The organism is Peribacillus sp. CSMR9, from assembly GCF_033141925.1.
Taxonomy (GTDB): domain Bacteria; phylum Bacillota; class Bacilli; order Bacillales; family DSM-1321; genus Peribacillus; species Peribacillus simplex_A.
Window position 1 is genome coordinate 1 of sequence record NZ_JAOPHO010000083.1, and the last position, 14,297, is coordinate 14,297.

Genomic DNA, 14,297 nt, shown 5'->3' on the forward strand with positions numbered 1-14,297 from the left:
AACTGAACCGCCGTATACCGAACGGTACGTACGGTGGTGTGAGAGGTCGGAGGCTAGGCGCCTCCTCCTACTCGATTATAGACTCTGTGGAATAAATAGTTCTTAACACTTAGAGATCCGTGGTGAGTCCAGTTTCTTGGAAATAGAGAAGCAAAGTAACCCTGTTAAAAATAACAAGAGAAATATAGGTATGGCAAAGATGGTTAAAAAAGAAAAAATGAAAAAAATACTGCTGACCGCAAATATAAGCCAGCTGATAATTAACAATGAACTGGATAAAAAATCTTTGATAGCATCGATCATTAATTTCACCACCATCTGGGATATATTGTTAGTATGTATTATATATGATTTTACAATTAGCTTGGGAAGTAGTTCATAGTTCATGCACATATAAGTGTAAAAGGGGATGGAATGAATGGAAAACGAATGGTCTTCGTTAAAAGCGCACGTGCAGCAGCTGGAGGAGAAATTATTAAAACCTGAAATCCGTACATCTCCAGAAGAGCTTTCATCATTATTGAAAGATGATTTCTTTGAGTTCGGCAGTTCGGGTCGAATATGGACTAAAAGTGATTGTATCGGAGAAGAAGGAATAGGTGAGGTGACCATGATCTTAAGCAATTTTGACATGCACCAATTGTCAGAAGATACCGTATTAACAACGTACCGGATTTTTGATGAAGGTAGAGAGGAGCATACCTTAAGAAGTTCAATCTGGAAATGTACGAATGACAGATGGCAAATGTTTTTTCATCAAGGAACGAAAACGAAAGGGCCTCTTTAAGCCTTTTAATTATGAAAAATATCATAAAAGATCGTAAGTAAAATGAGCTTTTTCTACTTTAAAACTATTCCAATAAAATGGTAGGGGTGGATGAATTTGATCTTTCGTACCATTGATACAGACAAAGATAAGGACATTATCATTAAATTCAGGAAAGATTCCTTTGTTGTAAGTTTTGGATCTGAAGATGGTTTTGGAGATGAAAATACATATCTGAAACGAATGAAAGAACGGGTCCCCAAATTTCCGGATGGACATGTGATCCTTGAAAAGGACCAAGAACCAATTGGACAAATGGAACTTCAAATTCGGGAGTATGAAGGGACTGAAATCGGCTATGTGAATCTATTTTATCTTATTCCCGAATACCGCAGTAAAGGCATTGGCAAGGAATTGGTACGCTACGCATAAAACTTTTTCAGGCAATTTAATGTATCCGAATATCATTTAAGGGTCTCTTCGGATAATCAAAGGGCAATTCGTTTGTATTCAAATTCAGGCATGATGAAGATAAGGGAAGAAAATGAAAAATACCCTGTCTGGAGAATGAGCAAATCATTATAAAGTAGAAATGAAATTATATTAATATAATTAAAAAAACGTCAATTGACTATACTGTGAAAATGTTTAGAGTGATGGAAAATATGGTTGACTTTAGGGAAATTAGAATATATAGTGAAGGACATAATTAAATATAACGTTAATTCTTATGAAGAGATGTGGAGGGACTTGGCCCTATGATACCTCGGCAGCGGGTTTTTACTTTTGTAAAAATACTGTGCTAATTCCAACGGACGAAAGTTTGAAAGATAAGAAGGAGCTTTTCTTAGATAATTAATTTAAGAGTTTACTCTTTTTTATGTCTAAAAGAGGCCTCTTCTGTCTGATGACGGAAGAGGCCTCTTTTGTTTATTCAGAATGTATATGGTTATTTGGAGAATTGGTGCATTTACTCGTGAGTTTCGATCATTAATCATGAGTTGTGAGTATTTACTCGTAAGTTTCGCACACTTACTCGTGGGTTTCGCGCATTTACTCGTGAGTTGCGCACACTTATTCGTGGGTTTCGCACACTTACTCGTGGGTTTCGCGCACTTACTCGTAAATTTCGCGCACTTACTCGTGAGTTTCGCACACTTACTCGTGAATTTGGCGCACTTACTCGTGAGTTTCGCGCATTTACTCGTGAGTTTCACGCATTTACTCGTGAATTTCGTGCATTTACTCGTGAGTTTCGAAAATTTAACCCGATCATTATGAAACTTTGCAAAGCTCTTCTCTGATAATGAATTTGTACAAATAAACAGCATGGGGGGAGATTGGATGATAGAGTTTCAAAATGTTAAAAAGGTTTATCAAACAAAGAAACAGACTGTCGAGGCTTTGAAGCGCATTAATTTGACAGTGGAAAAGGGGGATATATTCGGTGTAGTCGGTTATAGCGGAGCCGGGAAGAGTACATTGATCAGACTGGTCAATCTGCTGGAACACCCTTCAGATGGTCAGGTGATTGTTGGGGGCAAGGATTTAACCAAATTGAACCCAAAGGAATTACGGGCTGAAAAGAAAAAAATCGGGATGATCTTTCAGCATTTCAATTTGCTTAACTCAAAGACCGTTTTTGATAATATCGCCATGCCGCTGGTTTTATCGGGAACTCCGGGTAAAGAAATCAAAAAGCGGGTAGGCGAGCTGTTAGAGTTCGTTGGCTTATCAAGCAAGGCAAAGAGTTATCCGGAACAATTATCCGGCGGTCAAAAGCAGCGGATCGGAATTGCGAGGGCATTGGCTACCAATCCATCAATCTTATTGTGTGATGAAGCTACATCTGCATTGGATCCACAAACAACGAGTGCAGTACTGCAGCTCTTAAAAAAAATTAATAAAGAATACAATATTACCATTCTGCTAATCACTCATGAAATGTCTGTCATCAGGGAAATTTGCAATAAGGTAGCGGTCATGGAGGGCGGATGCGTCGTTGAACAAGGTTCAGTTTTCGAAGTTTTTGCGAAGCCGCAAACGGATATTGCAAAAAACTTCGTGAGAACGGTCTTACATGACGAGATTCCACAAAGTTTCCTGAAAAGTATAGGGTCCCATATCCCAATTATTTAGAAAATTAATTTTATTGGGACTACTTCGGGTACTCCTTTTACGAAACAAACGGAAAAATAAAAAAGTGCTTACCCAAAAGCAGAATCAAAAAATATAAAATTCAAGAAAATCAAAACTTTTTGTTGACTACGGAGCACAGAGTTTGTAGTATAGGTAACAATAATACTTAGTAATTCAATAGGGATTATAGGTTAATTGACCGGAAAACCGGAGACTTTTCTTTAATGTAAAGAGATGTCACCGGTTTTTTTTGTGAATGAGCCAGCCAGCAAATTCCGATTGAACGATTCCAAGGCTGTTCCAATCCGTAGTAGTTCATATAATAAAGGAGGATTTATTATGGGGATTTTATTACGTAATGCAATTGAGAAGAAAAGAGACTTCCTAATCAACAAGTTGATTAACGAGGGTGTCTATAAAAAGAATGACATACATCTATTTGAATTAACCTTAACCGATTTAGAGAAGGAATATATTAAAATACGTAAAATTGAAGAGAAGGAATCCTATTCCGATGACAGTTCCCCCTGTCTGAAGATAAATCATTTCAGTTAACTTCAGAAAATGCGGGTGAGGCGGTTATTCCTCTAATACCATCAAATAATTAAAAGGAGAGGGTGAAATGAGGAAAGGTGTGGAAGAAAGACGGAAGGAATTAATCCATAAGCTTATGGTCCATCATGTAAATATGACTGTGGAAAAGCTTATGAAGTTATCCTTAAAAGAATTGGAAATAGAGTACAAAAAGGTTCAAACGGACTGTCATCCCCATAGTGATGCTGGTTCGATACATTGGATCAATACAAAACGATGTTAGGTTGAACGTTCAGTTCATGCATTTACTGTTCCAGAATAAATTTCATCATTTTGCTAAATGCTTTATGCGCTGATTCTACATGATATTTTGAACTGTAAGGGTCACTGAATCCATGTTTTCCGTTGAATTTATGCACTTCGATATTCTTTATTTCTAAAGCTGAAATTAACTCGTCCACATCAAACGATGGCTCGTCTTGCGGAAAGAATAGCAGTGCAGGGCATTGTGGCGTTAATTCTACATAATTCCTAATACGGGAACCGTAGTATCCAACTATTCCATCGACGCATTCTTCCTCACTGCACAGCCAAGCTACAGTTGCCCCTGCACTAAATCCAATGATGAATATTTTTTTGTATTCATCTTTAACATCCGATATTATATCCCTTATTTTATGTAAAGCTTCTTTAAAACTTACGTCCTCCATAAAATGACGATATGCAGCTTCCTCTTGGGAATAATCAAAAGGCGTTTCGCGACCTAACAAATTCGGACAGATGACATCAAAGTCCTGTTTTGATAATGCCTCACAAAAGCCCTGCATATGTTCGTTCAATCCATAAATTTCGTGAATAACAATGATTACAGTATCTGAATTGTTCTGTTTGTGCAGCATTTTTTACCCCCTAATACGAATGCTTCCATTATACAAATTAATAACCTGTTAATATATCGTTTCTTCTTAATTTTATTAGTTATTTAGTAAAAAAGTTTGCCTTAAATGTAGTTTGATCTTTAGCTAACTCACTTGTTAGTTCAATGAATTCAACATTATCTAGGTGATAATACTGTGGATTGTGGTACCATATTTTTTGCTGTACTCCAAAGGGAGAAATTTTAAAAATAGAAAACCTTCTTATAAGTACACTCGTCTATGTATCTAGGAAGGAAGTGTGAACTGTTTTGGAGGAGTTTGTGTTGAAATGGTCTCAAACGAAAGATGAAGAATCATTACTTGATGAAATAATGTCCCTTTATGGCCAGGATATTCTGCAATTGGTCTATTCCTATGTAAAAGACACAGTTGTGGCAGAGGACCTTACACAGGAGATTTTCATCAAATGCTATAAGGCGCTGCCCGCGTATAATCAACAATCAAATATAAGGACTTGGCTTTGGAGAATTGCTATTAACCATTGTAAGGATTATTGGAAAAGCTGGTACTTTCGAAAGGTTTCGCCTGCGGAAGCGGAGCAGGAATGGACTTCTACCGATAATGTGGAAGAAGCGGTCATTCAGCAGGATGAAGATAGGCAGCTTGCTGATGCTGTCATGGAGCTGCCTGTCCAGTATCGCGAGGTCATTTATCTCCATTATTTTCAGGAAATGAAGCTCAAGGAGATTTCTGAAGTTACCGGGGTCAAACTTGGGACGGTGAAGACCCGGATGCGCCAGGCAAAAAGAAGGTTAAAAACCTATTGGGAGGAATCGACCGATGGAAGATAGATTAACACGCTTAAAATCGGCTATGAAAAAGCATACATTTCCTGAATTGAAATTCACGGAAAACCATAGAAGCTCCATCCATACTGCTATCGAAAAGCAGGATGCGAGCAAGGAAGACATCATGATTGCCATTTTCAGATCATTGGATAAGGAGAAAAGTGGTTATCAAATTAACGAATCTCTTTACCAGAAAGGCATCCGGAAGTTTGAAGATAACGAAGGCTCCTTGTATGCTACCCTGCATGAGCTTGAGCAGGAAGGCTGGCTTCAGTCTGTTTGGGAAACGGACGACAGGAAGCTCTATTCCTTGGATGAACATGCGAAAAAGTGGCTAAAGAAAAAGGAAGCTAAAAGTGGTTCCGCCTCTAGTTGGCGGACAGCGTTTGAAGGAGGAGGAACTGATTGAGAAGCGATCATTTTTTAGATGAAGTTACGTCATATCAGTCCCTCTGACATTGGGCAGAAGATGGACAAGCTGCACAGGCCGAAGATTGATTGGAAGCTAATGAGCATGTTTCTGTTCATGTCAGCTGCCGGCCTGTTTTTGTTTCGGTTCTTATTTAATGATGGTAATACATTTTCAGTGCTGAAGCAGGTATATTCTGTAGCAGGGAGTGTGATTTTGGTCTGTGGCCTTCTTTTTTTCGATTATCGGAAATTTCAGCGATGGGGCTGGGTTTTCTTTACGGTCGGATGTCTGATTCTTGTTCAGTTCCAATTTTCCAATGTATGGGTGAATGGCAGTCCTCGAATTAATATTATGGGTTTATTGTCGGTCGATTCGATTGTGGTTCTGCCACTTTTTCTGCTTGCCTGGGCCGGAATGCTGCAATCAAAAAAGATGAATGTTTATTTGGCTGCCATTTTATACGTTTGTTCTGCCTTTTTGTTTCTGTTTACAGTTAACTTGCAGGCGGCGGTGCTTTATTCATTGATGGTTGCTGTAATGGTCTGGAGGAGCAGCCTAAATAAAAGGAAAATCCTTATCACTGCAGCGGTCCTGCTTACTACATGTGTTTCACTTCTGCTTATATCCTTGAAAGATATCAAGCCCTATCAATTTGAAAGACTTTTTGCGTTCGTTACGCCTGAAAAATTCAGTGAGACATCGGGGTATATGTATTTGAAACTGGAAAATCTAATTGAGGATGCCGGATGGATTGGCCATTTGGGTTCCCTCGGGGAGATTGATTCTTTAAATGAAATGATGACGGATTTTATCTTTGTAACAATTACCTATACGCTTGGCTGGACTGGGGCATTGTTCATTGGTCTGCTGTTTTTATGGATGATCTGGAGAATTTCCCATATATTCCAAACTGTAAAAGACCCATTTGGGAAAATGCTTGTTTCCGGCAGTCTTTCCCTTTTCACTGCACAGGTAACTATCAGCATCGGAATGTCTCTCGGCTTCTTACCAATAATAAGCGTATCCCTGCCATTTATGAGTTATGGTGCTTTATCAGCGATGGTTAATGCCTGCTTGTTTGGTTTGATTTTAAGTGTGTATCACAAAAAAGATGTTTTACGGTTGAAGAAAATATGAGAGTACTGTCTTTTTTGAAGAAACTAGGAATGGATAAAGGGATGAAGCTTTGTTAGTTGCAATAAATCTTGAGGAGAATATTATCAGGTAGAAAAGCCTACTCTTGCACATAATAAGCCATTTAATTCACATACTTTAAAAGCTTTCGATACAGTACTTACATTGATATCCAAAAATCTCCAGTTTTCTATGTGGCGGCAATTTCGTTCCCGGAAGTAATGAGCATATATAGCGGTTTCAGTGCTCTATCAATGACAGGTTTCCAGCTCATAGGATAATTTTCAAATGAATTTACATCATCGTATCATGTCCTTTTTTTACACAATTATATGATTGTGTGTGGTTTTAACAAGTATATTCAAAACAGGCTTCATCACTCAATGAAGTTAAGTAAAACCTTTAATTCCACCTTGAAATACAAGTTTCTTGATCTGTTAGTGCGACCACGTGACAATATTGTAAGATGACAGCTTAAACTGTTAGGGAAATCGATGGAGATTTACCCCCTTTCTCTTTTAATATGAAAGAAAAAGAGGAAAGGCGGGTATGAAATGAGTTTTTTTGAACTGAATATTCATGTATTTAGAATGATAAATGACTTAGGGAAACAATACACTTATTTAAATCCTTCTGCCATTTTCATTGCCGAGTACATGGTATTTTTTTTGGCTTTAGGAGTCATCGTAATTTGGTTCACTCGAAATGAACAGAGTAGAATGATGGTTGTTTGTGGGATGATTACGTTTGTAATGGCTGAAGTTATGGGGAAAATGGCAGGGGGATTACATTCGAATAATCAACCATTCGCTGAGTTGGCAAATGTTAATAAGTTAATTGAAAAAGCAGTGGATAACTCATTTCCAAGCGATCATACCATTTTGTTTTTCTCGTTTTGTGTATCCTTTTGGCTTTTCAAAAGAGGTTGGTGGTTGTTATGGATCATGCTGGCTTTCCTTGTTGGCATTTCCCGTATTTGGGTAGGTGTCCACTTTCCGGCGGATGTGCTGGCAGGAGCTATTATAAGTACCATTTCAGGCTTGATGGTTTACCTTGTTGTTCCGAAAATAAGCTTGATTCATAAACTTTTAGGTGGTTATGAGAGGTATGAACAATTGGTTCTATCCCCGGTAACTAAATCGAAGGAAAAAAAATCAAAGGATTTGTAAGAGAAATCAACAAACAGGGTTGCTCAGGCAGCCTTTTTTTGTTGAACGAAGTGCAGTGTGATAGATACAAAAATATCCATATGATGATACTGATGGTAAAATAAAGTGAAAACAATTCATCGCAATGGGGGACTTACTATTGATCGATATACAAAAAATCAAAGGTATTATCATGCATCGCTATCCATTTCTTTTAGTTGATAGGGTTTTGGAATTGGAAGAAGGAAAGAGAGCGGTGGCCATTAAAAATGTAACAGCAAATGAAGAGTTTTTTAATGGGCATTTTCCAAATCACCCAGTGATGCCAGGTGTATTGATCGTTGAGGCTTTAGCACAAGTAAGTGCTGTTATTATGCTTACAAAAGAAGAAAATCAAGGGCGTATGGGGCTATTGGCTGGGATCGATAATTGTCGCTTTAAAAGGCAAGTAAGACCAGGGGACCAATTACGTTTAGAAGTGGAGATTACTCGCTTAAAAGGTCCTATCGGCAAAGGAAAAGGAAGGGCAACTGTTGATGGAGAAACTGTATGCGAGTCAGAGCTCATATTTGCTTTTGGCGATTGATCTCTCAATAGGGTTCATATCAACAACGGGGGAATGAAAGTGATACCGATAAGAAAAGCCTACGGATATGTGACAAGAACCATTAATGGAGAAACACAGGTATTGGTTTTTCAACATCCCATTAGTGAAGCGGGTATACAGATACCCAAAGGTACAGTGGAGCCTCATGAAGATACATATCAAGCAGTGGGAAATGAAAGAAGAAACAGGTCTTGAGAATTTTAATGTGGAGGATTTAATTGCAGAAGATTTTTGGGAGTACGCTGATGGTGCCATACATAACAGATTTTTTTATAAAATTTGTGCATCGAATGTTCCTGATGAATGGGACTATCAGCCAACAGGTGGCAGGGATGAAGAAGGGCTGACATTCCATTTCTTCTGGATTTCTTCTGAACATGAAGTTCAACTTATTAAGGGGCATGGTGATTATTTAAACCTGATTTTTACCTAATCGAGCAGTGAAAGTGCTGTGACGATCTATGCGAAAAGGGCGGCGCTTCAAGAAACAGTGAATATGAGGCGTGAAAGTAAATATTAGGTTTGAAGCTGGTCAGAAAAGCCAAGGTCATTATTGACCTTGGCCTGTTGCTTTTGAACGATCAGGTCTGTTTTTCAGTAATGAAGGTTTTTACGGTTGGCGGTTCATATGAATTGAATTGATCAAGGAGTCCATTTGGTTCAACATCTACCAGCGCCATGGAACGGAATTTTTCATGGAGGAACTGCTCATCGGACATATGATTGAATAAAGCGACCAAAGGATCATAATAATGATTAATATTTAAGAGCCCGCAAGGTTTTTGATGAAGTCCAAGCTGAGCCCAAGTGAAGATCTCAAAGAATTCTTCTAATGTTCCTGGTCCGCCTGGCAAAGCCATAAACCCATCTGCAAGCTCAGCCATTTTTGCTTTTCTTTCATGCATGGATTCCACGACAATCAGTTCGGTCAGGCTCTTATGTGCTATTTCTTTTTTTTCTAGAAAATCTGGCATGACTCCAATTACATTTCCGCCTGCTTCCAAAACGGAATCTGCAACTGCACCCATGATTCCTACACTTGAGCCCCCATAAACAAGGGTAATATTACGTTTTGCCAGTTCCGCACCCAGGTTTTTAGCCTCTTCTACATAGACAGCAGATGCACCAATGCTTGATCCACAAAATACAGCTAGACTTTTCAAAATATCACATCTCCCATTTAGTAATCTTCCTTTCTTATCATACAAAATTCAGGGGGATTTGTTAAACTTGAATCATCTGAATGAAAGGTGGATGAATATGAACGTCACTGAATTTCAACAATGGGTAAAAGATTATTATGAAGCACGAGGATGGTCAGAATTGGACATCTTCATTCGCATTGGCTTTTTGGCAGAAGAAACTGGCGAGGTTGCACGCGCCATTCGCTCCCTTGAGATTGGCAGGGATAGACCTGATGAAGTAAGCGGTACGTTTGAAGAGAATAAACAGGAGTTAACAGAAGAATTGGGAGATGTACTAGGTAACTTGATTGTGATTGCGAATAAGTACGATATCCCATTGGAAGAAGTGTTTAATGCACATAAAAAGAAACTATCTGAACGCTATTATCATGCGTAAGCTCTTTTCATTTAATGGGTAAACATGAAGTTTAACTTAATAAAGGGCATGAGCCTTACTTTAGCTAACAAGTACAAGAGCTGTGACGATCAGCTCTTTTTTTCATGAGTCAAAAGATGTTGTTTAGTGACGGTTTAACTCGTTGAAATAAGATGTATAGGTCTTTTGTCTCTATTCGTTTATAAAGAATTCACAAAATATGGGTAATATGCGCGATTGAGATGGAATTTTAATGAGTATACACTTACATTAACAGAAATGAACATTCATTCCGCATCTTATAAAAAAAGGGTGAATCATGATGATTCGATTCCCAATCAGTTCCACCATATTTTCAAATCAATGGTTCATTCTACGACAGGGCAGGATCTAGCGCTTTATTTTATAAAGATTCATAGTGGAGCCCATTTTTTAAATGAAGATAGTCATGCTATTCAAGGCTATTGAATATATTTAAAACTTTCTTTGATTCAGGAAAAGAGAAAAAAGAAATTACGGAGCTGTCTTCCTCAGCTTTGATTGCCATCATTTACGGAGCATTTTCTTGAGCTTGCGCAGCTTGTCCGCATTGGGGAGCTAGAACCTGAATCAAAACTTTTGGCAGATGTGGAAGAAAGTTTTTGGGATTCTGTCCGGTTGCACGTTTGAGACATTTTCAATAATTAAGCGGAATGAACGTTCATTTCGCATTTTAATCTAATAAAAGAGGTGCTAATAAAATGGAAAATACAACTCAGTTTCCACAGCCAAAGTCATACGGCCCCCTAGGCAGCCTGCCTATAATAGATAAGGATAAACCGCTTCAGTCATATATGAAGCTGGCACGAGAACTTGGACCGGTTTTTCAATTCCAATTTCCTGGTCGCATCTCTACATTCGTATCCAGTGCTGCCCTCGCTAAAGAAATTTGTGATGAAACAAGGTTTGATAAGAAAGTCGGTCCTTCACTGCAAAAAGTGCGAGCATTTGGTGGCGATGGTCTCTTCACAAGTGAAACGGCCGAGCCGAATTGGAAAAAGGCCCATAACATCCTGCTGCCCAGCTTTAGCCAGCAGGCAATGAAGGGGTATCATGCTAAAATGGTGGATCTTGCAACCCAACTCATTCAGAAATGGGCTCGCGTGAATCCGGCTGATGTGATTGATGTTCCTGAAGATATGACACGTTTGACCTTGGATACGATCGGTCTCTGCGGGTTCAATTACCGCTTTAACAGTTTTTATCGGGAGACCACCCATCCTTTTGTCACCAGTATGGTGCGTGCGTTGGATGAAGCGATGAGCCAAACGCAGCGACTTGGCATTCAAGATAAACTGATGGTCAAGTCTAAAAAACAATTCAGGGAAGACATTCAATATATGTTCTCTCTAGTGGATGAAATGATTGCTGAACGAAAACAAAATGGTGATCAGGGAGAAGATGACCTTCTTTCACATATGTTGAAAGGGGTCGATCCTGAAACGGGCGTATCACTGGATGATGAAAATATCCGTTTTCAAATCATTACCTTTTTAATAGCTGGACATGAAACGACGAGCGGCCTCCTATCGTTCGCCATCTATTTCCTCATGAATAACAGAGACAAGTTAAAAAAAGCACAGCAGGAAGTAGATGAAGTGCTGGGTGACGATGTTCCTGATTACAAACAAGTGAAAAAGCTGAAATATGTCCGTATGGTGCTGAATGAAGTGCTTCGTCTGTGGCCGACAGCTCCGGCGTTTTCCGTTTATGCCAAAGAAGATACCATTTTGGACGAAAAATACACTGTGAAGAAAGGGGATGTGTTCACGCTGCTTATTCCTGAGCTTCACCGTGATCCATCCGTTTGGGGTGATGACGTTGAATCATTCATTCCTGAGCGGTTCGAGAATTTAGATTCCATCCCTTATCATGCTTATAAACCGTTTGGAAACGGGCAGCGAGCCTGTATCGGACAGCAGTTCGCCCTTCATGAAGCGACATTGGTGCTCGGAATGGTTTTACAGCACTTTGACTTGATTGATCATGAAGATTATCAATTGGATGTTAAAGAAACCTTGACTCTCAAACCGGACGGATTGACCATGCGCGTTTCACCTAGAAAGCCGGCGATGTCGTTTACCGTTGCTTCTCCAGAACCAAAGTCTGCGGACAAAGGAGCCACGGCATCTTCCATCGAATCTGCGCATGGCACACCATTACTCGTCCTGTTTGGATCAAACATGGGAACAGCTGAAGGGATTGCTCGTGATCTTGCTGAAACAGGGAAGCTACAAGGCTTCAATGCCAGGGTTGCCCCTTTGAATGATTACACCAATCGACTTCCTCAAGAAGGGGCCGTTCTCATAGTTTCGGCATCTTATAATGGAAATCCCACGGATAATGCGGATGACTTTGTTTCATGGCTGAAGGAAAGTCATGATGACACTTTGGATGGTGTTCACTATGCGGTCTTTGGCTGCGGAGACCGCAATTGGGCCAATACGTACCAACGCATTCCGATTTTCATTGATGAACGGCTGGAACAAAAAGGAGCAGTGAGGCTATCAGAAACAGGCTATGGAGATGCAAGCGATGATTTTGAAGGGGATTTCGAGAAATGGACAGAAGCACTTTGGCCAAATCTTGCCGAAAACCTGAACATCGAAGTGAATATGAATGAACGGTTAGTCAGCTCGATTACGATGAACTTCGTAAGTAATGTAAGCGGCACGCCACTTGCCCGCACCCATCATGCATTTACATCGATTGTAAAAAGGAATTTCGAATTACAACATGTAGAAAGCGGAAGAAGTACACGGCATATAGAGCTAACTGTGCCAGAGGGCATTCATTATCAGGAAGGTGACCATCTCGGGGCTCTTCCTCAAAATCCATCTGAACTTGTCGAGCGAGTGCTCAGTCGATTCAACCTGAATGGCCAGGATTATGTCAATCTGACTGGGGATTCGGGAAAAGCTGCCCATCTTCCTACAGGAAAACCTATAAAACTAGAGGAGTTACTATCCAATCATGTGGAGTTCCAAGAACCAGCCACCCGGTCTCAGATTCGGGCGCTTGCCACTCACACGGTATGTCCTCCCCATGTAAAAGAACTTGAAAATCTTCTTGAGGACAGTACCTATAAACGAGAAATCCTGAACAAGCGCATGACCATGCTTGATCTGACAGAAACGTACCTTGCATGTGAAATCCCATTTGAACGTTTCCTGGCTTTACTGCCACCTTTAAAAGCAAGATACTACTCCATTTCAAGCTCACCACTCCACAAGGAAGGAGAAGCAAGCATCACGGTCAGCGTCGTCCGTGGGAAGGCTTTAAGCGGCAACGGGGAATACAAAGGAATTGCATCGAATTATTTGGCAGAACGCTCCGAGGGCGACAAGGTAGCCTGCTTTATCAATACGCCGCAATCCAATTTCCAGCTTCCGGAGCAAACAGAGAAACCAATCATCATGATTGGCCCTGGAACAGGAATTGCACCATTCAGAGGCTTCATTCAGGCTCGTCGCGCTCTTAAGAAAAAAGGTGAAACCCTAGGGGCGGCCCACCTTTACTTTGGATGCCGTAATCCTGAACACGATTTCCTCTACCAAGAAGAACTCGTGCAAGCCGAACAAGAGGGACTTGTAACACTGCACACCGCATTCTCAAGATGTCCCGGTCAAGAAAAAACATATGTCCAAAACCGGTTAGCGGAAAACGCTCAAGACATTCTTCCTTTATTAAAAGAAGGAGGACACCTATACATCTGCGGAGACGGAAGCAAAATGGCACCCGATGTTGAACGAACATTAATCGACAGCTATATGCATTTCTATCAAACAACTAAAGAAGAAGCCACAGAATGGCTGCAATCCTTAGAGGAGAATGGCAGATATGCCAAGGATGTTTGGGCAGGAGCATAAATAACAGGGAGCAGCGATTCCAAGAGGATCGCTGCTTTTTTTGCACAAGTAATGATATAAAATAAGAATTCACGAGTAAAACAGCAAATTTCATGAGTAAAGCACGAATTCACGAGTAAAACAGCAAAACTCACGAGTAAACAGCAAATTTCATGAGTAAAGCACGAATTCACAAGTAAAACAGCAAAACTCACGAGTAAAGAGCGGAAACTCACGAGTAAACAACAAATTTCATGAGTAAAGCACGAATTCACGAGTAAAACAGCAAAACTCACGAGTAAAGAGTGGAAATTCACGAGTAAAACAGCAAAACTCACGAGTAAAGAGCGGAAATTCACGAGTAAACAGCAAATTTCATGAGTA

General features: G+C 39.9%; 16 protein-coding genes, 3 pseudogenes and 1 riboswitch. Of the genes and pseudogenes, 16 read left to right on the forward strand and 3 right to left on the reverse strand.

All coding sequences use genetic code 11. The features are described 5' to 3' along the window. Positions 1 to 136: 136 nt before the first annotated feature. The 6 genes and pseudogenes from N9I19_RS21895 to N9I19_RS21920 all read left to right on the forward strand — a co-directional run bounded on the left by N9I19_RS21895 (position 137) and on the right by N9I19_RS21920 (position 3,722). Positions 137 to 382 carry a hypothetical protein gene (locus N9I19_RS21895; RefSeq protein ID WP_317778965.1) on the forward strand — a complete coding sequence of 82 codons (246 nt, stop codon included), beginning with the start codon at positions 137 to 139 and terminating at the stop codon, positions 380 to 382. Positions 383 to 418: 36 nt separating this feature from the next. Next, entirely contained in the window at positions 419 to 787 is a 369-nt protein-coding gene (locus N9I19_RS21900; RefSeq protein ID WP_317778966.1) for a nuclear transport factor 2 family protein, read from the forward strand. 96 nt (positions 788 to 883) lie between these two features. After that, positions 884 to 1,198: a GNAT family N-acetyltransferase gene (locus N9I19_RS21905; RefSeq protein ID WP_317778967.1), complete on the forward strand. Its 315-nt coding sequence runs from the start codon at positions 884 to 886 to the stop codon at positions 1,196 to 1,198. A gap of 293 nt (positions 1,199 to 1,491) precedes the next feature. Beyond that, positions 1,492 to 1,603, forward strand: a riboswitch (SAM riboswitch). A 507-nt stretch (positions 1,604 to 2,110) separates the two neighbouring features. Continuing rightward, a pseudogene (locus N9I19_RS21910) lies at positions 2,111 to 2,902 on the forward strand (methionine ABC transporter ATP-binding protein); the annotation flags it as partial. A 342-nt stretch (positions 2,903 to 3,244) separates the two neighbouring features. After that, positions 3,245 to 3,460, forward strand: a complete 216-nt coding sequence (locus N9I19_RS21915; protein WP_284469740.1) for a Fur-regulated basic protein FbpA — start codon at positions 3,245 to 3,247, stop codon at positions 3,458 to 3,460. A 67-nt stretch (positions 3,461 to 3,527) separates the two neighbouring features. Next, on the forward strand, positions 3,528 to 3,722 hold the full coding sequence (locus N9I19_RS21920) for a hypothetical protein (RefSeq protein ID WP_089363010.1): 195 nt from the start codon (positions 3,528 to 3,530) through the stop codon (positions 3,720 to 3,722). Between the two features lie 22 nt (positions 3,723 to 3,744). Here N9I19_RS21920 and N9I19_RS21925 read toward each other — a convergent pair whose 3' ends face one another. Then, positions 3,745 to 4,338: a dienelactone hydrolase family protein gene (locus N9I19_RS21925; protein ID WP_317778968.1), complete on the reverse strand. Its 594-nt coding sequence runs from the start codon at positions 4,336 to 4,338 to the stop codon at positions 3,745 to 3,747. A 287-nt stretch (positions 4,339 to 4,625) separates the two neighbouring features. Here N9I19_RS21925 and N9I19_RS21930 point away from each other — a divergent pair, with 287 nt between their 5' ends. From N9I19_RS21930 to N9I19_RS21940, 3 genes are read left to right on the forward strand one after another with little or no spacing between them, the layout of a single operon-like run. After that, on the forward strand, positions 4,626 to 5,168 hold the full coding sequence (locus N9I19_RS21930; protein WP_377387109.1) for a sigma-70 family RNA polymerase sigma factor: 543 nt from the start codon (positions 4,626 to 4,628) through the stop codon (positions 5,166 to 5,168). Then, positions 5,158 to 5,574, forward strand: coding sequence for a PadR family transcriptional regulator (locus tag N9I19_RS21935; protein ID WP_317778970.1), 417 nt, complete (start codon positions 5,158 to 5,160; stop codon positions 5,572 to 5,574). The genes N9I19_RS21930 and N9I19_RS21935 overlap by 11 nt, the downstream gene beginning before the upstream one ends. An 18-nt stretch (positions 5,575 to 5,592) precedes the next feature. Further along, positions 5,593 to 6,714: an FtsW/RodA/SpoVE family cell cycle protein gene (locus tag N9I19_RS21940; protein WP_317778971.1), complete on the forward strand. Its 1,122-nt coding sequence runs from the start codon at positions 5,593 to 5,595 to the stop codon at positions 6,712 to 6,714. An 86-nt stretch (positions 6,715 to 6,800) separates the two neighbouring features. Here the strand turns inward: N9I19_RS21940 and N9I19_RS21945 are convergent. Further along, positions 6,801 to 6,985, reverse strand: a pseudogene (locus N9I19_RS21945) (PLP-dependent aminotransferase family protein); the annotation flags it as partial. Between the two features lie 280 nt (positions 6,986 to 7,265). On the opposite strand from N9I19_RS21945, the gene N9I19_RS21950 reads away from it, so the two are divergent. From N9I19_RS21950 to N9I19_RS21965, 4 genes are all read left to right on the forward strand, one after another. Further along, entirely contained in the window at positions 7,266 to 7,880 is a 615-nt protein-coding gene (locus N9I19_RS21950) for an undecaprenyl-diphosphatase (protein ID WP_317778972.1), read from the forward strand. 139 nt (positions 7,881 to 8,019) lie between these two features. Next, positions 8,020 to 8,445, forward strand: coding sequence for a 3-hydroxyacyl-ACP dehydratase FabZ (gene fabZ / locus N9I19_RS21955; protein ID WP_317778973.1), 426 nt, complete (start codon positions 8,020 to 8,022; stop codon positions 8,443 to 8,445). Between the two features lie 39 nt (positions 8,446 to 8,484). Then, positions 8,485 to 8,661: an NUDIX hydrolase gene (locus N9I19_RS21960; protein ID WP_317778974.1), complete on the forward strand. Its 177-nt coding sequence runs from the start codon at positions 8,485 to 8,487 to the stop codon at positions 8,659 to 8,661. Then, positions 8,639 to 8,899 (forward strand): NUDIX hydrolase, encoded by a 261-nt coding sequence (locus N9I19_RS21965; protein ID WP_317778975.1) that lies wholly within the window; start codon positions 8,639 to 8,641, stop codon positions 8,897 to 8,899. The genes N9I19_RS21960 and N9I19_RS21965 overlap by 23 nt, the downstream gene beginning before the upstream one ends. A gap of 148 nt (positions 8,900 to 9,047) precedes the next feature. Here the strand turns inward: N9I19_RS21965 and N9I19_RS21970 are convergent, their stop codons facing one another. Further along, a complete protein-coding gene (locus N9I19_RS21970; protein ID WP_317778976.1) occupies positions 9,048 to 9,629 on the reverse strand; it encodes an LOG family protein in 582 nt (193 codons plus the stop codon). Between the two features lie 97 nt (positions 9,630 to 9,726). Between N9I19_RS21970 and N9I19_RS21975 the strand changes: the two genes are divergently transcribed. The 3 genes and pseudogenes from N9I19_RS21975 (at position 9,727) to N9I19_RS21980 (ending at position 13,934) form a co-directional block, all read left to right on the forward strand. Further along, a complete protein-coding gene (locus N9I19_RS21975; protein ID WP_089363040.1) occupies positions 9,727 to 10,047 on the forward strand; it encodes a MazG nucleotide pyrophosphohydrolase domain-containing protein in 321 nt (106 codons plus the stop codon). A 258-nt stretch (positions 10,048 to 10,305) separates the two neighbouring features. Then, positions 10,306 to 10,595 (forward strand): annotated as a pseudogene (locus N9I19_RS25345) (TetR family transcriptional regulator C-terminal domain-containing protein). Positions 10,596 to 10,766: 171 nt separating this feature from the next. After that, positions 10,767 to 13,934 (forward strand): bifunctional cytochrome P450/NADPH--P450 reductase, encoded by a 3,168-nt coding sequence (locus tag N9I19_RS21980; protein ID WP_317778977.1) that lies wholly within the window; start codon positions 10,767 to 10,769, stop codon positions 13,932 to 13,934. Positions 13,935 to 14,297 lie beyond the last annotated feature (363 nt).

Coding starts and splice junctions, on each gene's coding strand:
- N9I19_RS21900 (WP_317778966.1), top strand. CDS start 419: ATGGAAAACGAATGGTCTTCGTTAAAAGCGCACGTGCAGCAGCTGGAG.
- N9I19_RS21915 (WP_284469740.1), top strand. CDS start 3,245: ATGGGGATTTTATTACGTAATGCAATTGAGAAGAAAAGAGACTTCCTA.
- N9I19_RS21920 (WP_089363010.1), top strand. CDS start 3,528: ATGAGGAAAGGTGTGGAAGAAAGACGGAAGGAATTAATCCATAAGCTT.
- N9I19_RS21925 (WP_317778968.1), bottom strand. CDS start 4,338: ATGCTGCACAAACAGAACAATTCAGATACTGTAATCATTGTTATTCAC.
- N9I19_RS21935 (WP_317778970.1), top strand. CDS start 5,158: ATGGAAGATAGATTAACACGCTTAAAATCGGCTATGAAAAAGCATACA.
- N9I19_RS21940 (WP_317778971.1), top strand. CDS start 5,593: ATGAAGTTACGTCATATCAGTCCCTCTGACATTGGGCAGAAGATGGAC.
- N9I19_RS21950 (WP_317778972.1), top strand. CDS start 7,266: ATGAGTTTTTTTGAACTGAATATTCATGTATTTAGAATGATAAATGAC.
- N9I19_RS21965 (WP_317778975.1), top strand. CDS start 8,639: ATGAAAGAAGAAACAGGTCTTGAGAATTTTAATGTGGAGGATTTAATT.
- N9I19_RS21975 (WP_089363040.1), top strand. CDS start 9,727: ATGAACGTCACTGAATTTCAACAATGGGTAAAAGATTATTATGAAGCA.
- N9I19_RS21980 (WP_317778977.1), top strand. CDS start 10,767: ATGGAAAATACAACTCAGTTTCCACAGCCAAAGTCATACGGCCCCCTA.